This window comes from Pseudoalteromonas sp. Z1A8, from assembly GCF_011378855.1.
Lineage (GTDB): Bacteria > Pseudomonadota > Gammaproteobacteria > Enterobacterales > Alteromonadaceae > Pseudoalteromonas.
Map to the genome: position 1 here is coordinate 44936 of NZ_WTLB01000008.1, position 22492 is coordinate 67427.

The window sequence follows — 22492 nt, forward strand, 5'->3', positions numbered from 1 at the left end:
AATAGCACCCTATAATGGGACCACCTAATCGTACTTAAAACACAAATAACAAAGATAAGATTATGAAAAAAATACCACTACTAAGTTACATATTCTTTACCGTGCTGTGCTCTATCATAACTCAAGCGCACGCAGCAATTAAGTCAATTGATGAATTTACTACGCAAATGAATCATTTTCCGGGCTATTATTCGTTCTTTTACGACACCCAAAACGGAAAAGTATATTTAAAAGTTGATAAGTTTGAACAACAATTTTTACTGCAACAAAGCTTGCCATACGGTATTGGCTCTAACGACATAGGTCTTGATAGAGGCCAGCTTGGTAATACTCACCTTGTACAGTTTGAGCGTTTTGGTGACAAAGTAATGCTACGTGCTGTAAATACTTACTATCGTGCTAATACAAGTAATAAGGCTGAGCAGCAAAGTATTAAAGAAGCATTTGCATCAAGCATACTTGCTGGTTTTAAAGTCGTCGCAGAAGATAAAGCCACAGCACTTATTGATTACACGCCTTATTTGTTAAGTGATGTACATGGCGTAAGCCGAACGCTTGCTGCACGTAAGCAAGGTAACTTTAGCCTTGATGAATCACGTAGCGCCGTTTATATGAATCGCTCAAAAGCATTTGTAAAAAACACCGAGCTTGAAGCCGTACTTACATTTAAAGGCACAAAACCAGGTGAGTTTGTTCGCCAAGTAAGTGCCGACCCTTATGCGCTTACTGTGCACATGCATCATTCATTGATTCAATTACCAGATGATAACTACACGCCGCGTAAGTTTAATCCACAATCAGGTTTTTGGAGTATTGAACATAAAAATTACGCAGCCAAACTTGGCGAATCAATGTATGTGCGTTATATACCGCGCCACCGTTTAACTAAAAAAGATTCAAGCTTACCTATTAGCGAACCTGTTAAACCAATTGTTTATTACCTTGATCCTGGCGTTCCAGAGCCTGTTAAAAGTGCTTTACTTGAAGGTGGAAAATGGTGGAACGACGCATTTACTGCTGCAGGATATAAAAACGCATTTATAGTAAAAGTACTGCCAAGTAGCGCCGACCCGATGGATATTCGTTACAACGTAATTCAATGGGTACACCGTGCAACGCGTGGTTGGTCATACGGTAGCTCGGTAATTGACCCACGCACGGGTGAAATACTTAAGGGGCATGTAACACTTGGCTCATTGCGTGTTCGCCAAGATATATTAATTGCCGAAGCACTTGCTGCACCTTATTTAAAAGGCAATGAAGTTGCTAAAAACTTGCAAGCTATGGCGCTTGATCGTATTCGCCAATTAAGCGCACATGAAATTGGCCACACGTTAGGTATTTCTCATAACTTTGCGGCATCGGTAGGGGATAGAGCCTCAGTAATGGACTACCCACACCCGCTACTTAGTTTTAATGAACAAGGTAAGCTTGATGTAACGCGCGGCTATGCAACAGGTATGGGCGTGTGGGATACCCAAGTAATTAAATATGGTTATAGCGATTTTACTAACCAAGATGAAAGTGTAGAACTCGCTGCTATTTTAAAAGAGAACAAAACTAAAGGTCTTGAGTTTATATCTGACAGTGACGCTCGTGCTAAAGGTGGCGCGCATCCAACAGCTCATTTATGGGATAACGGCACTAATCCTTCGCAGGAGCTTTTACGCGTACTCGACGTACGTAAAAAAGCACTTTCGCAGTTTGGTATTAATAATATTAAAACGGGCGATGCATTATCTCAATTAGAGGAAAAACTAGTTCCGCTTTATCTGTTTCACCGTTTTCAGGTTGAGGCTGCAGTTAAGCTTATAGCCGGTGTTGATTACGAATACGAAACACGCGACGGCTCACCCGTAAAAGGCGCACAAGTCGTTAATAAAAAAACACAGCAAGAAGCAGTAAACGCTATTTTTGCAACGCTTAAGCCAAGTAACTTATTATTGCCGGAGTCAGTATTATCGCTAATTCCGCCAAAAGCGTATGGCGAGTCTAAATCGCGCGAGAGCATAGTTGGGCGCACAGGGTTAACGCTCGATGCAATGGCATTACCTGAGGTTGCAGTGCAGCACAGCTTGTCGCTTTTATTAAATGCACAGCGTTTAAACCGCCTAGCGCAGCAGCAAGCACGCAGTAACGACTTTTATAGCTTAGATGAACTACTCGAAGCGTTATATAGCCAAGTGTTTAACGTGTCGTCGCCTAATACAATGACAGGTAAAATAACTCAGCGCGTGCAATTTTTAACTGCAAAAACGTTTGCTGATTTAGTCGCAAGCGATAATACAAGCCCTGAAGTGCAAGCGCAGCTACGTTACTACTTAGTTAAGTTGAGTGAAGACTTTAATCAAAACTCAATGCTTAGCAATACCAGTACTGGCGAGAGTGCGTTTAAGCAATATTTAGCTGAGCAAGTAAATCAGTTTTTAATTAAAGGGCAATGGCCAAACAACTTTAAAGTGCTGCCAATCCCACCGGGCTCACCAATTTAGAATAAAACGTAGAAGCGCTTATTTTTAATCAATCATTTAATCAATCATAAAGCAAAACACCGAGTATATTTATACTCGGTGTTATTTGATTATAAAAATGAATACGTACTCTAAGACTTTATTTGCACTAAATCGTAATCGGCCATACCAGGGACTATTGCTTGTAAGCGAGACTCTGTTACATCAAGTGCATTTAAACATTCGCAATATTCAGAAGCTTTAAGCTCTAATTGATGCGCCTTTTTTTGTAGCGACTTATCAATTTCTCTTGAGATAATATCCATACGTTGCCCCATATCGTTAATACGATCTTCTATATTACCTTCACGCGATTTAAACGCATCTCCAAGTGATACTAAAATAGCACCTAGCGATCCATGCACGGCAGAGTGAATTTGCTGGCTGATCTCTTTAGTAAAAAAATCATCTATTTGCGAAAGTGATTGAGGGGCTATAAAAAAGAAGTCATCACCGCGCTTAAACTTATCCATTAGCGCGCGCTCTACATACTTTAGTTGTGTTTTTAGTACTTCAGGTTCTTTATCTGACATACCTTCAACTACGTGCTCAATAGCGCTTAAACCTAAGTTAACACCATCTGTAGCAAGGTTAACTAGCTCGGGGACTGTGTGGCGAATACCATTACTAAATTGTTCGAGTACTTTGCTTTCGTCATCGCTTAAGTCAACCCAATAACCACGAATAAACAGTTGGTTATCATTATTAATTTGTACGCGAGTTTGGCCTTTATCTAATATGCGAATAGTGTCGTCAGTAATAATTAAACCATGACGTAATTCAACATCGCATTGGGCTTGAGCAAAGACACTGCAGCTTGAGAACGCTATGGACAACGCCAATATCGAACGAGATAAAAACGCCATAAACACCTCAAGAAGACTAAAATGGAAGGCGGGTAGGTTAACAAAAAAACAACTTTATGCAAGTGAAAATAAACAGGCCAGTTATCTTATAAAATAGGTGTATTGATCGCGGCTTTATTTTTTAGGTGCGGCTATGTTGGTAGGAAAAATCAACAGTACAACAAAGTGCTAAGTATAAAGCTAAAGAGGGGGACTGACTCAGATCTAAATAAGAACACGTGGTTTTTAAAATGAAGTTTTAAAAGATACAGCTATTTAGTTAATTAAGCTTTTAATAGCTGACCCCATATTTACTCTGGAGTCAGCTCAAAAGGCTAACGGCTAAAAGTCGAAATCCCTAGTGCGAAACCACAATTAAGCGAATTGCATCAAGTTGTAACTGCGTTTTTTCAATATACGTAGTTAGGTCGGTACGTTGCTTATCGTAAAACGTTATTTCTTCTTGGCGAATATTCGGGTTAATTTGCTTAAGGGCAACAAGTCGCTCTTGCTCTTCACTTAGTGACGTTTGCATTTTAACAAGCGACGCTGCACGAATAACTTCAAGCTTTTCTTGTGCCATATCTTTAGCGGTAGCAATCATAGGGTGAACGGCACTTTGCAATGCACCCGCAAGCTTACTTGCTGTTTGACGACCCACTGAAGATAACTGCTGGTTAAAGCCTTCAAAAGCCACATTCTCACCCAAGTTATTACCTGCTTTATCAAGCAATATACGAATTGGTGTAGGTGGTAAAAAGCGACCTACTTGCAATACTTTTGGCGCCATCGCTTCGGCAACAAAAATAAGCTCAACAAAAAAGGTGCCTGGTGGTAACTTTTTATTTTTAAGCAATGCAACCGATGCGCTACCAAAGTCGTCGTCACAAATCATATCCATGGTGCCTTGCACCATTGGGTGATCCCAGCTAACAAAGTGCACGTCTTCTTGCGAAAGCGCTGTGTCGCGATCAAACGTAACGGTCATACCGTCTTCTCTAAGCGATGGGAATGATGGGTTTAGCATGTGCTCAGTTGGCTTTAAGATAATGGTATTTTCGCCTTTATCTTCTTGGCTTACGCCAAATGTGTCGAACACGTTGATCATGTAACTTGGCAATTCAAACTGGTTATCGAGTTTTTCAATATCAGTTACAAGTGAATCTGCAGCACCTTGACCCGATGAATGCAGCTCTAGTAAACGATCCCGTCCGCTTTCCATTTTTTTACGAAGTACAGTATTTTGCTGTGCTACTTGCTCAAGTAATGGGTCGAGTTCGTCTTCATCGCAGTTATGCGCAGAAATATATTCAAGTAGATCATCACGGAACTCTTTATAAAGCATTTGCCCCGTTGACGAGGTAGATTCAAATGCATCTAGACCTTCGTTGTACCAACGTAGCAGTACTTCTTGAGCGGTGTTTTCAAAATATGGAACATGAATGTTCACATCTTGTGTTTGACCTATACGGTCTAATCGACCAATACGCTGCTCTAGCAAATCTGGGTTCAGTGGTAAATCAAACAACACTAAGTGATGTGAAAACTGGAAGTTACGACCTTCTGAGCCAATTTCTGAACACAATAGTATTTGTGCGTTGTCATACTCGTCTGCAAAAAATGCAGCGGCGCGGTCACGCTCAATAATAGACATACCTTCGTGGAATACCGAGGCTTTAATTGCTTCGCGTTCACGCAGTATTTGCTCAAGGCTAATCGCTGTTTCAGCTTTAGCACATATAAGTAGTACTTTTTCGCGCTTAAGCGTTTTAAGTGTTTCGATTAACCAATCTACACGTGGATCGAACAGGCCCCAGCTTGCACTTTCGCCTTCAAACTCTTGAAATATTTTTTCAGGAAAAAGAGCACGGTGTGCACTTAGCTCAGGGTTTTGAATGCCACCCATATTACCAAGAACCGACATAGCCGTTTTATACTGCTTTGGCAGTGCCATAGGGTAGGCGTGTAATTTACGACTTGGGTAGCCATCAATGCCGCTGCGGCTGTTTCTAAATAATATACGACCTGTGCCGTGGCGATCGAGCAGCATGTTAAGTATTTCTTTACGTGCTGGTAAATCACCTTGCTGTGCTTTTTCAAGAATATCAGTAATATCGGTTTCTTTTAATAGCTCAATTAGCGTGGCTTTGGCTGTGTCGTCTAGCCCTTGCTCTTGCAGTAATTGATTTGCGGCTTCGGCTACGTCTTTATAATTTGCTTCTTCTTCTTTAAACACGTCGTAGTCATAAAAACGGTCTGGATCGAGTAACTGTAAACGTGCAAAGTGACTGCTGTGACCAAGTTGATCAGGCGTTGCAGTAAGCAAAATAAGGCCCGGAATATCTTGGCTAAGCTCTGCCATACGTTGGTACTCTGAGCTTGGCTTGCCGTTATTTATACTTAGGTGATGGGCTTCATCTATAACTAGTAAATCCCAATCAGCAAGCGTTGCTTGTTCAAACCAGCGTTTTTTCTTGGTTAAAAACTCAAGACTGGTAAGTACCAATTGTTCTGTATCAAACACGTTTGGAGAATCAGCAAACGCTTCGTCGCAGCGTTCTTCATCAAAAATAGAAAAGTGTAGATTAAAGCGGCGTAGCATTTCTACTAACCATTGGTGTTGTAAGTTTTCTGGTACAACAATAAGTACGCGGCTCGCACGACCACTAATAATTTGTTGATGTAAAATCATGCCTGCTTCAATTGTTTTACCCAGGCCTACTTCATCTGATAAAAGTACGCGTGGTGCAAAACGTTTACCCACTTCTTGGGCAATATAAAGCTGGTGCGGAATAAGATTCGCACGTTGACCAATTAAGCCTTTAATAGGCGATTGTTCACGTTCAAATTTATGTAACCACGTTTGGTAGCGAAGTGTGTAGCGATCAAAACGATCGACTTGGCCTGCAAATAAACGATCTTGTGGTTTATTAAACTTAATAAAATGATCTAAAAAGGTTTCTTTAAGCTTGGCAGTTTCGCCGTTATCAACACGGATGCCGTGATAACAAAGTAACTCGCCTTGTACTTCAATAGACTCTACTTCTAATTCCCATTCTTCAACGCTTTTGATCACATCGCCAGGATTAAATGCCACACGGGTAACAGGGGCTTCTGCCGAAGAATAAACGCGGCTCTCACCACTGGCAGGAAATAATATGCTGACCTGACGGCCTTCAATGGCAACAACGGTGCCTAATCCTAAATCTGACTCTGTATCACTGATCCAACGCTGACCTAAGGAAAAATTCATGTATGTCTCGTCTATGAAGAAAAAGGCGGCTATGTTACCTGTTACATAACACCACTGCAAGGCGCTATTTGGCTGACTTTTAATTAATTTTGTAAGTGTTAATTATTACTATTAAAACAACTTATATGTGGCTCTTTTTTAAGTAAATAAAAACTAATTACAGTTTGTAATAAAACGGACTTTTATGACAAATAGACTAAACTTACATTATGCCTTGGCAATTAAGTATTGCAGGTTTAAGTTTTGCCCGTTTTACTTAGTTATTTTGGTATAGCATAAAAATCATAAAACGTAAGGAAAGTGCTATGGAAAAAGCTTCGAACCTTGAAAGTAAAATGTATGTGCTAGATACCAACGTACTACTTCACGAACCCCTCGCTTATTTGTCTTTTCAAGAACATGACGTTGTAATTCCGATGACGGTGCTTGAAGAGCTCGACCACATAAAAGACAGAAAACATGATGTAAGTCGTGACGCGCGGGTCGCCATTCGTGGATTAGATGAAGTACTTAAAAATGCAACACCCGAGCAAATGCTACAAGGCGTGGCGCTGCCGAGTAACAAAAAGGCAAAAGCGAGCTCTGCAGGTACCCTCATTATTGTAAACGACCATTTATTTGCCGACTCTATTTCTGGTTTGCCTGGTAACGAAAACGATCATCGTATTATCAATTGCGCCGTTTACTTACAAAAGCAGCACAGTGATTCAAAAGTAATACTTGTAACAAAAGACATAAACATGCGCTTAAAAGCCAAAGGTGCAGGGCTTAAGTATGTTGAGGATTACCGTACCGACCAACTTATTGACGACATAAGCTTACTCACTAGTGGTTATAAAAAAATTGAAGGTGATTTTTGGGACCATGTAGGAGAATGTAATACAGAGCAACACGGACGCGATACGTTTCATCATGTACCTAAAAACTTAATACCTGATGTATTTTGTAATGAATATTTACTTGATGGAGGGGATCAGTTTGCTGCACGTGTTAAATGCTACGATGACGAACACATAACACTAAAAGATATTGGCGTTGAGCGTTTAATGCATCAGCAGGCATGGGGTGTTAAACCTAAAAATATTTATCAGGGGATGGCGCTTGATGCACTGCTCGATACAAGTATAGAGCTTGTTATTTTAACCGGCCCAGCAGGGTGCGGTAAAACCTTGTTAGCACTTGCCAGCGCCCTTGAAATGGTCATCGAAAAAGGGATTTACGATAAAGTAATCGTCACCCGTAATACGCCAGAAATAGCAGAGTCCATTGGCTTTTTACCCGGCACGGAAGAAGAGAAAATGGCGCCTTGGCTTGCAGCCATTACCGATACATTAGAGGTATTGCACAAAGGCGACGAAAACCCGATATCGAGCCGAAACTACATAATGGAAAAAGCGAATGTACAGTTTAAGTCGGTTAACTTTATGCGTGGGCGTAGTATTCAAAATGCAGTGGTCATTTTAGACGAGAGCCAAAATTTAACGGCTTCTCAGCTAAAAACTATTATTACCCGCTGCGGCGAAGGTACTAAATTAATTTGTACGGGTAACTTGGCGCAAATAGATAGTAACTATTTAACGCCAGTAACATCGGGCTTAACGTACATAGTAGAGCGCTTTAAAAACTTTGAAGGCAGCGCAACTATAAACCTCAATGGTGTGGTGCGTAGTCGCTTAGCGTCATTTGCAGAAGAAAATTTATAACTTGCGCTTAACAAATTGGCTCGATAGTCTATCGATTGATTTTCGAGCCAAATGGCAGACAGTATATTGAATTTTTTACCTCTCAAGCATTATTATCGTTCATTATTTATTGCGCTGTTAGTACCATTGATTGTCGCTTTTTTACTGTGTTTACACTTCTATAATATAAAGCTTGAACGTGCAGTTGAAAAACGCAAAGCCGATTTTACGAATGTTTCAGCACAGGTTACTCACGGGATGGAAGCGGTGAGTAATTTACTTACCACAATGTTTAGCTTGTACGAGCAAACAACTTATCCAAAAATAAACCAAAGCTTGCTCGAAGGTATAAATCAATACGATGGTTACTATTATCGTCACTTTAGTGAGCAAGGTACTGAAATTGTAGGTAAGGGGAAGTTTGCGTTATCTGCTAAGGCATTAATGCAGTGGCAAAAGGCGATTACATTAGGGCCTTCGTTTGATACAACGCTTGCGTTAATGCAGTCGTTATCTGGTGTAGCATATGTTGATGATAATGGTTTTGCTTATGTAAGTAGGCACAATAAAAGCCAAAGTTTAATGCTTACTGAAATTCTAAATGGAAAATTTAAACCAAAATTTGCACAAAACAAACTTACTTCAAGTCCTATTGTTAAAGTTAATGACAAATCATATTTTGCTATTGGTCGACAACGGAGCACTGGCTCAGCTGATTACATTATTTTAATTTATGACGTACAAGCAATTTCGGCATGGTTAAAAAAGATTTCACCGAGTAGTGGTGAATACGTTTTTATGAACCAATCACATCAAATTATCGCCAGCTCTAAACAGTTAATAGAGCAAGCGACTGCGTTAAAGAATTATTGGCCAGACTTGGCCGAGCATCAGAGTAAAAAAAATGTGTTAACTAGTGATAGTAATTACTTTATGCAGCCTATGGGTGAGTTACCCATTCATGCAGCATTTTACGAGCACAAACCTCAATTAATAAGCTCAATTAAGTATGAAATATTATTAGAGTTTACTTTTTTAACGTTATTTTTAAGCATTATGTTTGGCGTGTTTTTTTGGTTAAGTCAGCGCATTTTTATAAAACCAATGACTCACTTGATGTCCTATCTTGAGAGTAACGGTACACAACCCCAAGAGCAGCTAAACTACAAAGTACCGTTGAGCTGGCAGCCTTGGTTTTCTAAAGTTAAACGCGTATTTAATAAAAACAAAGAATTGGTTGATTCGTTACAAAGTGCGAATAAGGCGCTGGATGACCAAGTTCAGTTGCAATCAGAAAAACTAAGCCGTAGTTACGAAGCCAAAGAGCGCCACTTGGCTTTGCTCAACACGATGCTAAACAGTGTGCCTGATCTTATTTATTTTAAAAATATTGATGGATCATTTTTAGGATGCAATAAAGCATTTGAGGCATACATTGGCAAAGATCAAACTGCGTTAGTCGGTAAATATGTGGATGATTTAGGCGACAACGATCAGCAAATAAATACGCTTGAAAAACAAGTATTACAAAATAGAAATAGTGTTGAACAGCGAATAGAAACCGATACGAAATCGTATCAGCTTACTATTGCCCCTTTTTATAATGAGCACCAACACCTATTGGGAACTATGGGGATTGGCCGCGATATTACCGAGCAACAGCAAACATTACTGGCTTTAAAAGCGTCAGAATCTAAATTTAGGAGTGCGATTGAATTTGCGGCTAACTGCGTGGTTTTACTCTCGCTTGAGCACACAATATTACAAGTAAATAAAGCAGCAAGAAAGCAGTTTTCTGAACATCCAGTACTGGTTGGGGAGCAGTTAAAAGCACTATTTGATGATTCTCAATGGCAGCAAATAAAAAGTACTTTAGCGCAATTGCTAGATGATAAAAAACGCGTGTACCACTTAACTTTATCGCAAGGGCGGCTAGCAAGCTGGTTGCAACTGAGTGTATCGCTTGTATGGGATGAAAACCGCGATCCAGCCTATTATGTTATTCACATTCAGGATGTGAGTGCGCTAACTAAATCAAAACTAGATGCTGAGCGGGCAACTCTAGCTAAAAGCCGCTTTATAGCCAATTTAAGCCATGAAATACGCACCCCGCTTAACGCTGTTTTAGGGTTGCTTGATATGCTAATTGAGCAAGGGTTAACGCAAAAGCAATTACAGCAAACTGACCAAGCTAAGCATGCTGCACAAAGCTTATTACTAATGCTCAATAGAATGCTTGATTTTGCACGTATAGAAAGTTCGCAAACTGATTTAAAACAAGCATCTTTTAGTATGGTTGAGTTGGTGGATATCTGCGAAAGTTTAACGGCTCCATTGTGCGAAGGAAAAGGTATTGAATTTGTTATTGATATCGACCCATTAATAGCGCCTGATTTGATATGCGACAGTATTCGTTTACAGCAAATATTAGGTAACTTATTAACTAATGCTGTTAAGTTTACAAAAACAGGTTCCATTACTTTAAAAATGGAACTCATTAAAAGCGATAGTCTAGAGCAACAGCATATTTGCTTTAAAATAATTGATACCGGTATGGGAATAGATGAAGCCGATCAAAGTCGCTTATTTGACGCATTTACGCAAGGTGATGAATCCTCAACGCGCATACATCAAGGTGTTGGACTCGGTTTAGCGATTGTTAAACATGCCGTGTCGTTAATGGGGGGCGAAATTGCTTTAAAGAGTAAAAAAGGCCAAGGTTGTGAGTTTTATTTCAACATTAGCTTTTTAGTTGATACGGGTAAAAACACGATGTTACCGACTAACACTTTGGCTATTTTATCTGAGCAAAGTAAAGAGCTTAAACAAGTAACAAATGCGTATAAAGAATTTGCTAATATTAATTTAGATGAAGTATTAAAATACCCTATTAAACTCTCCAATGTTCAGCAGATAATAATAGATGCTGCTGACCTACCAGCACTGTTAAATATTGAAGCGATTAATGATTCGTTGTCAGCTAAAGAAACATCGGTGATTATTATTAATCATCAGCACACGCTTAATTTACCAACGAGTGAGCATCTAGCAGCGCATCACGTTAAAGCATCTGCACTAGGGCAAAGATTATTTAGTTTGAATTCTCAGCAGAAGCTTCAGGTTAATACAAATGCCGTAATACATAACATAACTGAAATTAAAGCTGATATATCGGGTCTACTTGTATTAGCAATTGATGATAATCAGCTTAATTTAGAAATAATTAGTAGTGTATTACGCCAAGCAAATGTAAGTGTTGTTACGGCTTTAAGCGCATCGATTGGCATGGAATTACTACACGTTTTAAAGCCAGATTTAATATTGATGGATGTGCAAATGCCGCAAATAGATGGCTGCCAAGCAACGGCTTTAATTCGTCAACAGTTTGACGCAAAACAACTGCCTATTTTTGCATTAACGGCCCATTGTGAACCTGCGGATATTGAGCGTTCTTTAAAGTGCGGTATGAATAAGCACTTAACTAAACCGGTTGTTGCTAAGGTGCTTATTGACGCAATTGCCGATTTAAACTTAGTTAAACCAAGCTTTTTCGAAAAATCATTCGCTTTAACTCAATTTAGTATGGATGAAAAACTGCTCAATACTATGATTGATAAGTTTGCTAGCTTGTGTGAAACACAATTATCTCAAATTGAAGAAACAACCAATAAAGATGATTTGGTACGCTTAGTGCATAGTATAAAAGGTGTTGCAGGTAATTTAGGTTTTAGACGACTATCACACTGTGCTTTATTATGTGAAAGAGAGATTAAAACAACTAACAAGCCTATTGAAATAACACTCAAAGAGCTTATCATACAGCTAGAACAGGTAATTGTTTTTATTAAAGGGTTAGGGGTTAGGGATGTCGAAAAGAGCTAAAGTACTTATTGTAGATGATGATCCAATCAACAGATTAGTACTTGAAAAAACACTTAAAGGAGAGCATGACGTGTTCTTGGTTGAAAGTGGTGAAAAAGCACTTACCTTTGTAAAAACAGCGCAAGTTGATTTAATAATCCTTGATGTGATTATGCCCGGAATTGACGGCTATCAAGTACTTGTAGAACTTAAAGAAAACCCGATAACTCAGTCTATTCCTATCATATTTATATCAGCCAATAGCAGCCATGACGATGAAGCAAAGGGTTTAGAGCTCGGTGCAATGGACTATATAACTAAGCCATTTAGTCCTTCTATCGTTCGCGTTAGGGTACGTAACCAATTACTTATAAAACAAAAAAATGATTTGCTAGAAATGCTAGCTTCAATAGATGGCTTAACCGAAATTCCAAATAGACGCTATCTCGATGAGAATTTATCTCGAGAATGGCGCCGCAGTAAACGCAATGGCACACCGCTATCGGTTTTACTTATGGATATAGACCATTTTAAACGTTACAACGATTGCTACGGACACCGTGCAGGTGATGAATGTTTAAAGGATGTTGCGCAAGCACTCGCAGCACAATGTGAACGAGGTAGTGACTTTATTGCTCGTTATGGCGGCGAAGAATTTGCAGCTGTGCTACCTGGAATGGATAAACATGAAGCTATGGAGTTTGCTAACAAATTACGTAATGCTGTAAACGCTTTGAACATAGAGCATAAAGCCTCATTAAATGCGGACCACATCACTATAAGTATAGGTATTGCTACAACTCAAATGGGCAGAGTGTATGCTGAACAAGCATTACTAGAAGAGGCCGATTTAGGCTTATATGCCGCTAAAGATGCAGGGCGAGATAGAATAGTCGCACGCTAAAAACTTAATATACAAAAACGCCAATATTTATATTGGCGTTTTTGTATCAACTACTTTTTGTCGGTTATTGCGTGATCATACCTAAAGCGGTGTCACCAATGCCCACTAACTTATCATTTTTAAATACAAGTGGCGTACATTCATCTTTCGTTGTTTTAGAATCTGAATGTTTGCTATGAGTTACATAAAAAAGTACTTGGTATACATCGTCATCTTTTTTTAATAGCTCTGTGAAATTAGGCGTTTTTAATTGCGTTAAAACAGATTGATAGCTGCTATCCATTTTTAGCTCTGATATAGCCTCACGATTATTTTTATGTTGTGCTTGCCAACTTGATGAGTTTTTCCCTGCCCAATGAGTCTCAGCTTCACCATCAGATACGGCAATAACACAGCCTGTTAAAAATGGAGCGATTAAAGCGGCTGCTAAAAGTGATTTTTTCATTTTTATTTACCTTAATAAGATTTTTAATTGGTTATTAGCTGTATTAAAGCAAAGAGTAGACCATATTCATAAGTTGTTATGAATCAGTTTGTTAAGTGGAGCAAGCTGTTTTTATCTAATAAAATATTAAATATATTAGTAAAAACAGCCATTTTTTAGCTTATTTGATTACTGCAATAAAATCACTACACCAAACGGTTACGTGATTCGGCTTTAGTAAATGCCGCAATGTTTAAACTTACTTCATTAATTAAACGCACAATAGATTCTGTACTTGCCCATGCTATATGCGGAGTAAGTAATAAGTTATTGCCTTTGTAATTAGCTAGCGGATTGGAAAGCTCTGCAGGTTCTTTAGTTAGTACGTCAACACCAGCTCCTGCAATTAAGTTTTGCTCAAGCGCTGTTACTAAGTCGGCTTCGTTAATAATACCACCACGTGCAGTGTTAATAATTATAGCGTTTGGCTTCATCATTTTAAGTTCATTAAGCGCAATTAAATCACGTGTTTCATCTGTTAGCGGGCAGTGTACACTGATTATGTCGGCTGTTTTAATAACGTCTTCAAAAGGCGTACGACCATCGCGACAAACAACCCCTTTACGCTCTGCAACAATAACATTAGCGCCAAATGCCTCAGCCACTTTAGCAACGCCTTTACCTAGCGTACCACCGCCTATAATGGCAAATGTTTTACCTTGTAAATCATTAAAGCTGTAATCAAGAATGCAAAACATTTCGCTTTTTTGCCACGCGCCTTGCTGGCAATCTGCCTGATAGCGATGTGTGTTACCCAGTAAGTTAGTAATTAAAGAAAACGTATGTTGAACAACAGAAGGTGTTGAATAGCCTGCTACATTAGTTACGGCAATACCAAATTCTTTAGCGGCTTCTAAATCAACATTATTAGTACCAGTTGCACTTACGCAAATTAATTTAAGCTGTGAAAGTTTGCTAATTGTGTCGCGATTTAAAACTGCTTTATTAGTGATTAATACATCTGCGCCTTGGCAGTGTTCAATAACTTGCTCTGGGCTAGTAAGTTCATAAGTCGTTAATTTACCAAGCTGTTCAATACAAGTAAGAGACGTTTTAGCTAACGTAGCGTTATCGAGAATAGTAATGTTCATTATGAGCCCTAAAATAAGTGGATCTAAAAGAGTTAAAATCGTAAAAAGAGGCTTACGATCCAGCAAAAATCTAAAATATGGGCTTAAGGTACTACGAAAGAAAGCCTTTGTTAATGGTATTACTACCAAATGATTAGAGGGTCTAGTATTAGTGGTCTGCCCACTAGCTGATTAAGAACATGGTATTTTTATCAACTGATCAGTTTTTTGCACTTTTAAGCAAGCTCATGGTCATAGAAGCTAATTAAACTCGGCTTTAAATAGATTTTTTAGCGCGTTGCTAAAAATAAAAATCGTTTTTTGGTTATTTCGCATTTTAGATTGGCTGAGTTATAATCGGATATAGACATAAACGGTGCGCTTTGGCGTGCCGTTTTTTAACATTGTAGATGTAGTAATGAGTGAATTAGAAGATAAATACGCAGATATACGCCCATACAACGACGACGAAGTTGCGGCGTCGCTTACTCGTTTAATTAACGATAATGCGTTTATTGATGTAATAGCAAAGTATAATTTACCGCGCTTCTTATCGGCAGTGCCTTTTATTGCGCGCCCATTAGTAAGAAGTCAGTTACGTAAAAAGTGGGGCAAAGTAAGCACCGTTGAAGACGTACAAAACGAAGTGGCGCAATACTTAGATAAATTAGTAAAACGCACCACGTCAAAAGTAACCTTTTCTGGATTAGATCAGTTAGACGCTGATCAGGCCTATTTATTTATTTCAAATCACAGAGATATAGTGCTTGATCCTGCATTAGTTAACTGGGGTTTATATCAACATAAAATGAAAACAGTGCGTATTGCTATTGGCGATAATTTATTGCAAATACCTTACATTACTGAGCTTATGCGTTTAAACAAAAGCTTTATCGTTAAGCGCTCTGCTAAAGCGCCAAAAGAGATGTTAAAAGCACTGACTCAGTTATCGTCATACATTTACGATTCTGTAATCGGTGGAAATTCTATTTGGATTGCACAAAAAGAAGGGCGTGCAAAAGACGGTTTTGATCAAACTGATCCTGCGCTTTTAAAAATGCTGCAGTTGAACGGACGTAAACAAAAGAAAGAGTTTGGCGATTATATTAAAGAGTTGAAAATAGTGCCTGTTTCTATTTCTTATCAATATGAGCCGTGTGCAATTGCTAAAGCTAAAGAGCTTTACCATAAGCAACATCATGGTGAGTACGTTAAATCGGCTGGTGAAGATATTGCGAGCATTGTTGAAGGCTTTAGCACTGCTAAAGGGCACGTGCATTTAGCATTTGGGCAACCAATTGAATCTAAATGTGATAGTGCTGAAGAGCTTGCTAAAACAATTGATCAGCAAATCGTTGATTCGTTTTATTTGCACCCAGGTAATTATATTGCTGGTGGCTGTAAAAAGGCAGTTATTGATTCTCCAGATACGGCTAAGTTTGAGCAGCGTCTAGCACTGGTACCAGAAGAGTTGAAACCGTTAGTACTGGCTATGTACGCTAAGCCGTTTCATCGTAAAACAGAGATAAACACAAATAGCTGCGAGCATTAATACTCATCGCTTAATAGCCTTTAGCTTAATAAAAGTAAGCAGCAATTAAATTGCTGCTTTTTTTTTGCTCAAAAATGACGCTATACTAAGTACCTCTAATTAAACGGTGCTAATGCTATGCAACAAATTGAAATATTTGATATTCCAAGCCCTTGCAAAAGTATTTGTTTAGTTAATAACAGAGGATATTGTAAGGGGTGTTATCGCAGTCGTGATGAGCGCTTTACATGGAACTCACTTACTAACGCCCAAAAAAAGAAGGTGCTTAGTTTATGTCAGCAGCGCTATAAACGTTACCTACAAAAAAAGCAACAAAGTGCAGTTCCAAGTAAGCAGGCTGATCAGCAAGGGTTCGACTTTTAAAAGCTCAACCCATACTTGGCTCTTAGTGCGTATACGGTACCGTTGTCAGTTAGGTTAATTAATGACATTTTAAGTTTTTCTACTAGGTTTTTATTACGTTTATTTAAATAATGATAAAGCGGATACGTACTCAACACTTCTTTTTCAAAGCAACCTTGGGGTGTAGGGAGATCGTTATTTTGCATTATAAAGTTAATCATTAAAGCCCCTTGTACTTTTTGCTGAGCTAGTAAATTAAGCTGGGCATTCATACTTTTAACTTTAATAATATTTCCTGCAAATTGTGTACTTGCTAAATAATGCTCTTGGACAGGGTAGCCATCAACAATTGCGACACTATCGAGTTGTTCTAAACTGCGAGGTAAACAATTTTTATATAATACTAAGTCAAACTTAAAGAGCTCATAATCGACCCTAATTAAGTTCTCATAGTTTTCTTCAACACTTATATCTCTTCCCAATTGTCCATCAAGTACGCCATTATTTGCCGCAAGCAAAGCATTTTGACGGCTAAAGTCGATAATATGTATTTTAAAACCTATATCTGCGTATGCTAATTTTAAAAGCTCTAAGGCATAATCAGCTTGGGGTGTACTTTGCGGGCGGTTAAAAGTGAGGTTGTATTGATGGCTAAAACAAGGTGCAATAAAAAATAAATTTACCAATAATAACAAGATACTAAAACGTCTGTTCATTATCGGTTCCAATTACTACAGAAATAAATAAAATAAGACGCGTATAATAACAAGGAGATTACCTCTTGCCCAGTTTCGGGGTTAATCAATTAACTTTAAAAGCAAATGAGGAAGTATTGTGAGTTTTAATTTATGCCTATTACCGCGCGAAGAAAAATACCAAATTCAGTTAGATTATGAAGCGTCTTTTTGGGCGTATCAGATTAAGCGTAATAAAAAAACGAGAGAGCAAGTTTATAACACAATCCATAGCCGTCCAATGGCTGAGCAAATGGTTTTGAAGCAAAAGTTTGAGCAATATTTAGCGCTAATGCTTAGCTAAGTGTTGATATAAAAATGTATATAGTTGAATTGCTGGATGGGCTAAAAATTCCACTCGTTAATAAATTTTATAAAAAACATAATGTAAGAGGGCGGGCTAATAAACAAGATAAGGTATGGGTTACTTACTATAATAATGAAATAGTTGCGGCGTGTAGGCTACAAGATAAAACAGAATTTTTATTTTTATCTACTGTTTTTGTGGCTCTTGATCATCGCGGTAACGGTGTTGCTACACAATTGCTATCTACACTCTTAAAGTCGCAAAATAAGGTGATTAATACCTTCGCATATAAAAACGTAGTTGATTTATATTGTGCTATTGGTTTTAACCAAATGTTAACATATACTCTTGCTTTACAAGTACTTTTTGATACTTATAAACATCGAAATATAGTCGCTCTAGAGTACCCATAATAATAATTAATAATATGGAATAAGCATGAGTAAATGCGTTAATGGGATCATTAGTTGCTTTGTAGTTTTAATAACTATTCTAAGTTGCCAAGTAGGCGCACAAGTAAAACGTTTATCCCCAAGCGAAGGCTTATCGCAAAGCTACGTCAATACTATGCTTATCGACACTAATGGTTACCTTTGGCTTTCTACTGAGGCAGGGCTTAATCGTTATGATGGCTATCAAGTTATTCCAATAAACGGTCCTAATGGTGAATTAGAAGAAGCGATCATTGATCGTATTTACCAAGACCCCCAAGGACACATTTGGATAGCCTCTTTACTTGCAGGACTATTTAGGTACGACCCCGTAACAGATTCATATCAGCAGTTTTTAGAAAAACCCACCAGTGAAGAAGAAATTATCAATCAGTCTGTTTTTAGTATGGTGGCCGTTGATAAAAAAACACTGTGGATTGGACGCGGGCGCGACTTTGCAAAGCTTGATATAGCAACCGGAAAAATCACAACTATTTTTGAGCTGCCCGCTAAATATAAAAATACCCTGGTAAGAAAGTTATTTGCCTACAATGGTTATATATTTATAGGTACCAGCCATGGTGCGTATGTATTTGATATTACCACAGAGCAAGTTAGACCTCTACAGCACTTAAAAGGTGAGGCTGAGCATATTTACCAAAATAATGTTAAGTCGTTCGCACTCAGTGAAAATAAAAAGTTATTAGTTGGGGCTGTACAAGGTTTATACGAAGTTGATATTAGTAACTTATCAAAAATGTTTGAACGCCCAGATTTACCTTTTAAAAGTAAAGTATTACTCAATGATTTAAATGTGTGGAGCATAGTAAACGAACACGGAAAAATAGATTTAGCCACAGATAAAGGCTTGTTTAAATTTGATTTAAGCACCGGAGAAATGATCAAAAATACCCGAATAGCCCAAAGTAAGTACACACTTGCTGATACCAGTATTATTGATATGGCTAAAGATAAATCGGGTGGTACGTGGGTTGCGACTAAAACTGATGGTGCATTTTACTTATCTCACGACAGCTATCATTTCAATAATGTCGATGGCACTTTGCTCGGAGGCGATGGTTTATCGCATCATTCTATTTGGGGTATTACCGAGTATAAAGACAAGCTTTGGCTTGCAACGCACAATGGTATTACTGAAGTTGATTTAAAAACAAATATTGGCAAAGTTTATTTAAAAGACTACAAAGTCGACTTACTCACCACTGAGTTTACCGTATACGAAATAACGCCTTATAAAGATAATTTATGGCTTTATACAAACCGTGGTTTGTTTATTTTTGACCCTGTAACTCACCAAGTTAGCGAACCTAAAGTGCATGACCCTGCTAATCAAGAGTTGATTACGGGTAGGGTACATGGCGTTACATTAATGCCAAATGGCGATCTATACTTTGTGCACTCAGATCATGGGGTATTTATATACAATATAGATTCTCAAGTAATAACGCGTTTGGGTGGCCAGTTTGATCAATTTGAACCCTTTTTAGCTCACGGCTTTTTACCCGCGCTGAGTAATAAACCAGACTCGCCACTGTTTTTTAATGCAGGTATTTTATATCAAGTAAATCCAAGTGATTTAGCACTAAAAATGATTTACAAAGTGCCAAAGCAGCATGAAAACGTAGCCATTAGCGTGCTTTCTTATTTAATTGATAACAACAATATATTGTGGATATCACTTTCTAATTTTGGCTTGATAGGCCTTGACGCGACTACCTACCAGTTAGTTCATACAATCGATTTAGAAAAAAATAAGCTAGGTACATTACTTTACGATATGGTGCTAGATGACGATGGCATGATTTGGATGAGTAGTCATAAAGGTATTTGGCGATTAAACCCAGAAACACTTCATTTTCAGCAGTTTTCTACATCTGAAGGGTTACTTTCAGCTGAGTTTAATAGTAACGCAATGGCACAGCTTAAAGATGGTCGTATTGCGTACGGTAGCTTAAAAGGCTTTACCTATTTTCATCCAATGGAGAACCAAAATTATCAATCGCTTATTGATCACGTAAATATTACGCGGGTTGATTTAATGTCGCGAGATTTATCGCTTGATTTAAAACAGCCGCTTAATGAAGTGGTGCTAAACCATGATGATATAGGACTTGAGGTGGCATTTTCGGCCATGGCATTTAGCAATCAAGAACGCATTATTTATGAGTATCAACTCGATAACGGGCAAAAAAGTTATACCCGAAATAATAACCGTGTATTGTTCCCTAAATTGAATCCAGGTAATTATCAATTAAAAGTTTGGGCTAAAGATCCGCTAACTGGCGAATATACCTCACCTGCTATTTTAAAAATAAAAGTAAAATATCCGCTTTGGCGCGCACCTTATTTTATGGTGCTTTACGGTATGCTATTTATTGGTTTTATTGCCATGTGGGTTATGCGCCGCAATAAAATTCAACGTATTTTATTAGCGGCAAATAAAGAAAGTAAAGAAAGCGAAGCGCGTTTAAAACTCGCGCTTGAAGGCAGCGAATCGGGTGTTTGGGATTGGGAATCAAGTAACCCAAGTATTTATCAACCTCGTTTAGTAAGTGAGCTAGGCTACGAAAATGAAACAGTAAGCCTTGACGAGTACTTATCTAAAATTCACCCGCAAGACAAACAGCTATTTCGCTTAGAGTGGCTTGAGTTTTTATCTACCGAAAAAGGTTACTTTAACTGTACTTACCGTCTTCGCCATGCGAAAGGTTATTGGCGCTGGTATAAGGACTTTGGAAAAGTAGTTGAGTGGGACGATAAAACACCGCAAAAAGTAGCGGGTACCTACACAAATATGACCCGTGAGATGGTGTTTGAAGAACACGCTTTACTATTTACAGCAGCGTTTGAGCAAACCCGTGACTGGGTGTTTATACTCGATAAAAATTTAAATATTCGGGCTTCTAATAAATCACTACAAACGGCTTTTAATTTTTCTGCTGAGTCGTTATCTAGTCGAGCACTAAATTTAGGTATATCGCGCAGTAATCGTTTTGATTACTTACGCATAATGCAAAAACTGTCTGTTGGGGAGCACTTTTCGTGTGAAGACAGTGTAGTTTTAGCAAATGGTGAGTCACGCCATGTACTTGTGAAAATAAGTGCCGTTGCCGATAACGAACAGCGCCTTAATAGCTATGTTATTATTTTAACCGATATAAACGCTCAAAAATCAGCCGAAAACGAACTGCACTTATTAGCTAACTACGATGCCCTAACTGGCCTGCCAAATCGTACGCTATTTAATGATCGCGTAGAGCACGCCCTTGAGCAAGCAAAATTGCATGAATGCAAAGCGGCCTTATTACATATAAACATAAAGCGTTTTAAATACTTTAATGATTCTTTAGGGCATGAAGCGGCCGATGAGTTAATTAAAGAAGTGGCAGAGCGTTTAAGATGTTCACTGCGTCCATCGGATAGTGTAGCGAGATTTGGTGGCGATGAGTTTGTTGTACTGGTGGAAGATATTCATCAAATAGAGCAAGTACTTATTATATGCACTAAGTTAATGGATTGCGTGAATCTAAATATTGCGATTAATGGCCAAGTCGTTAATGTTAACTTGAGTATTGGCGTGGCTATATCGCCAGATGACGCGCAGCAAGGGCCTGCACTTTTAAAAGCTGCTAGCATCGCGTTATATCATGCAAAAGACTCTTTAGAAGGGCGCTACCAGTTTTATAAGCAAGAGATGAATCAGCATGTTCAAAGAGCACTACATCTTGAATCTCAGCTGACGAGAGCATATCAAGAAGACGAATTTTGCAATTACTATCAGCCTATTATCAATGCTAAAAGTCAAAAAACAGAAGGCTTTGAAGTTCTGCTACGTTGGCCTGAAAATAAGCTGGTGCAAACTCAAGAATTTTTCGTGGCAGCAGAAGGTATCGGCTTAATTACAAAAATTATGCTGCAGACTTTTGCGCGCGCTTTACTAGAGCTAAAAGAGTGGCGTAAAGCCTCACCTCATTTGTATCTTTCTATTAATTTATCGGCCCTCGATTTTGAGTTTGAAGATTTAGTGCCTGAGATTAGAAATGCGCTAAATCATGCGCAGGTATCATCAGAAGCCATTGTTTTTGAAATAACAGAGTCTGTACTTATGCGCGACTCCCATCAAGCTCTGCAAAGCATGGAGCAACTTAAAAAGCTAGGTTGCAGGCTCTACATGGATGACTTTGGTACGGGCTACGCATCACTCACTTATTTAAAGCGTTTTCCGATTGATGTATTAAAAATTGATAGGAGCTTTGTAGAAGATATTGGGATTGATTCTGACGACGAAGCCATTATTCAGTCAATCCTTGCGTTGGCCCACAGCTTAGGAAAAGAGTGCGTTGCGGAGGGTGTAGAAAGCTCGCATCAACTTACCTTTTTAAAGGCTCGAGGATGCAAGCATTTCCAAGGATATTTATTCAGTAAACCGGTACCAAATAACGAAGTGCTGGCACTTATTAATCGCGATTGGAGCGATATTTTCAATCAATAATAGG

The 22492-nt window shown here is 38.5% G+C and carries 14 protein-coding genes; 9 read left to right on the forward strand and 5 right to left on the reverse strand.

What is annotated here, in order from left to right; genetic code table 11:
- Window positions 1-62 precede the first annotated feature (62 nt).
- On the forward strand, window positions 63-2492 hold the full coding sequence (locus tag GQR55_RS05025) for a zinc-dependent metalloprotease (protein ID WP_166419687.1): 2430 nt from the start codon (window positions 63-65) through the stop codon (window positions 2490-2492).
- A 110-nt stretch (window positions 2493-2602) separates the two neighbouring features.
- Here GQR55_RS05025 and GQR55_RS05030 read toward each other — a convergent pair whose 3' ends face one another.
- Window positions 2603-3376 carry a YggN family protein gene (locus tag GQR55_RS05030; RefSeq protein WP_166419688.1) on the reverse strand — a complete coding sequence of 258 codons (774 nt, stop codon included), beginning with the start codon at window positions 3374-3376 and terminating at the stop codon, window positions 2603-2605.
- A gap of 337 nt (window positions 3377-3713) precedes the next feature.
- Window positions 3714-6608 (reverse strand): RNA polymerase-associated protein RapA, encoded by a 2895-nt coding sequence (rapA, locus tag GQR55_RS05035; protein ID WP_166419689.1) that lies wholly within the window; start codon window positions 6606-6608, stop codon window positions 3714-3716.
- A gap of 305 nt (window positions 6609-6913) precedes the next feature.
- Between rapA and GQR55_RS05040 the strand changes: the two genes are divergently transcribed.
- The 3 genes from GQR55_RS05040 to GQR55_RS05050 are packed head-to-tail and all read left to right on the forward strand — an operon-like array spanning window position 6914 to window position 13055.
- The gene (locus GQR55_RS05040) at window positions 6914-8311 is read left to right on the forward strand and encodes a PhoH family protein (protein WP_166419690.1); all 1398 of its coding nucleotides are present in this window, start codon (window positions 6914-6916) and stop codon (window positions 8309-8311) included.
- A gap of 51 nt (window positions 8312-8362) precedes the next feature.
- Entirely contained in the window at window positions 8363-12172 is a 3810-nt protein-coding gene (locus GQR55_RS05045; RefSeq protein WP_206012031.1) for an ATP-binding protein, read from the forward strand.
- On the forward strand, window positions 12156-13055 hold the full coding sequence (locus tag GQR55_RS05050) for a diguanylate cyclase (RefSeq protein ID WP_166419691.1): 900 nt from the start codon (window positions 12156-12158) through the stop codon (window positions 13053-13055). The genes GQR55_RS05045 and GQR55_RS05050 overlap by 17 nt, the downstream gene beginning before the upstream one ends.
- Window positions 13056-13119: 64 nt before the next feature.
- Here the strand turns inward: GQR55_RS05050 and GQR55_RS05055 are convergent, their stop codons facing one another.
- Both GQR55_RS05055 and GQR55_RS05060 read right to left on the reverse strand, forming a co-directional pair.
- Window positions 13120-13500, reverse strand: coding sequence for a DUF3192 domain-containing protein (locus GQR55_RS05055; protein ID WP_166419692.1), 381 nt, complete (start codon window positions 13498-13500; stop codon window positions 13120-13122).
- Window positions 13501-13685: 185 nt separating this feature from the next.
- On the reverse strand, window positions 13686-14630 hold the full coding sequence (locus GQR55_RS05060; RefSeq protein ID WP_166419693.1) for a D-2-hydroxyacid dehydrogenase: 945 nt from the start codon (window positions 14628-14630) through the stop codon (window positions 13686-13688).
- Window positions 14631-15027: 397 nt separating this feature from the next.
- Between GQR55_RS05060 and GQR55_RS05065 the strand changes: the two genes are divergently transcribed.
- Both GQR55_RS05065 and GQR55_RS05070 read left to right on the forward strand, forming a co-directional pair.
- On the forward strand, window positions 15028-16161 hold the full coding sequence (locus tag GQR55_RS05065) for a 1-acyl-sn-glycerol-3-phosphate acyltransferase (RefSeq protein WP_166419735.1): 1134 nt from the start codon (window positions 15028-15030) through the stop codon (window positions 16159-16161).
- A 117-nt stretch (window positions 16162-16278) separates the two neighbouring features.
- Window positions 16279-16524 carry a DUF1289 domain-containing protein gene (locus GQR55_RS05070; protein ID WP_166419694.1) on the forward strand — a complete coding sequence of 82 codons (246 nt, stop codon included), beginning with the start codon at window positions 16279-16281 and terminating at the stop codon, window positions 16522-16524.
- On the opposite strand, the gene GQR55_RS05075 is transcribed toward GQR55_RS05070, so the two are convergent.
- Entirely contained in the window at window positions 16521-17219 is a 699-nt protein-coding gene (locus GQR55_RS05075) for a transporter substrate-binding domain-containing protein (RefSeq protein WP_166419695.1), read from the reverse strand. The two genes, GQR55_RS05070 and GQR55_RS05075, sit on opposite strands and share 4 nt — an antisense overlap.
- A gap of 118 nt (window positions 17220-17337) precedes the next feature.
- Here GQR55_RS05075 and GQR55_RS05080 point away from each other — a divergent pair, with 118 nt between their 5' ends.
- Genes GQR55_RS05080 through GQR55_RS05090 form a run of 3 tightly spaced genes read left to right on the forward strand, consistent with a single transcriptional unit; the run spans window position 17338 to window position 22488 of the window.
- On the forward strand, window positions 17338-17541 hold the full coding sequence (locus GQR55_RS05080) for a DUF3283 family protein (protein WP_002962585.1): 204 nt from the start codon (window positions 17338-17340) through the stop codon (window positions 17539-17541).
- A gap of 14 nt (window positions 17542-17555) precedes the next feature.
- A complete protein-coding gene (locus tag GQR55_RS05085; RefSeq protein ID WP_166419696.1) occupies window positions 17556-17957 on the forward strand; it encodes a GNAT family N-acetyltransferase in 402 nt (133 codons plus the stop codon).
- A 25-nt stretch (window positions 17958-17982) separates the two neighbouring features.
- On the forward strand, window positions 17983-22488 hold the full coding sequence (locus GQR55_RS05090; RefSeq protein ID WP_166419697.1) for an EAL domain-containing protein: 4506 nt from the start codon (window positions 17983-17985) through the stop codon (window positions 22486-22488).
- Window positions 22489-22492 lie beyond the last annotated feature (4 nt).

Coding starts and splice junctions, on each gene's coding strand:
- GQR55_RS05055 (WP_166419692.1), bottom strand. CDS start 13,500: ATGAAAAAATCACTTTTAGCAGCCGCTTTAATCGCTCCATTTTTAACA.
- GQR55_RS05070 (WP_166419694.1), top strand. CDS start 16,279: ATGCAACAAATTGAAATATTTGATATTCCAAGCCCTTGCAAAAGTATT.
- GQR55_RS05065 (WP_166419735.1), top strand. CDS start 15,028: ATGAGTGAATTAGAAGATAAATACGCAGATATACGCCCATACAACGAC.
- GQR55_RS05030 (WP_166419688.1), bottom strand. CDS start 3,376: ATGGCGTTTTTATCTCGTTCGATATTGGCGTTGTCCATAGCGTTCTCA.
- GQR55_RS05045 (WP_206012031.1), top strand. CDS start 8,363: ATGGCAGACAGTATATTGAATTTTTTACCTCTCAAGCATTATTATCGT.
- GQR55_RS05090 (WP_166419697.1), top strand. CDS start 17,983: ATGAGTAAATGCGTTAATGGGATCATTAGTTGCTTTGTAGTTTTAATA.
- GQR55_RS05085 (WP_166419696.1), top strand. CDS start 17,556: ATGTATATAGTTGAATTGCTGGATGGGCTAAAAATTCCACTCGTTAAT.
- GQR55_RS05040 (WP_166419690.1), top strand. CDS start 6,914: ATGGAAAAAGCTTCGAACCTTGAAAGTAAAATGTATGTGCTAGATACC.
- GQR55_RS05025 (WP_166419687.1), top strand. CDS start 63: ATGAAAAAAATACCACTACTAAGTTACATATTCTTTACCGTGCTGTGC.
- GQR55_RS05050 (WP_166419691.1), top strand. CDS start 12,156: ATGTCGAAAAGAGCTAAAGTACTTATTGTAGATGATGATCCAATCAAC.
- rapA (WP_166419689.1), bottom strand. CDS start 6,608: ATGAATTTTTCCTTAGGTCAGCGTTGGATCAGTGATACAGAGTCAGAT.
- GQR55_RS05075 (WP_166419695.1), bottom strand. CDS start 17,219: ATGAACAGACGTTTTAGTATCTTGTTATTATTGGTAAATTTATTTTTT.
- GQR55_RS05060 (WP_166419693.1), bottom strand. CDS start 14,630: ATGAACATTACTATTCTCGATAACGCTACGTTAGCTAAAACGTCTCTT.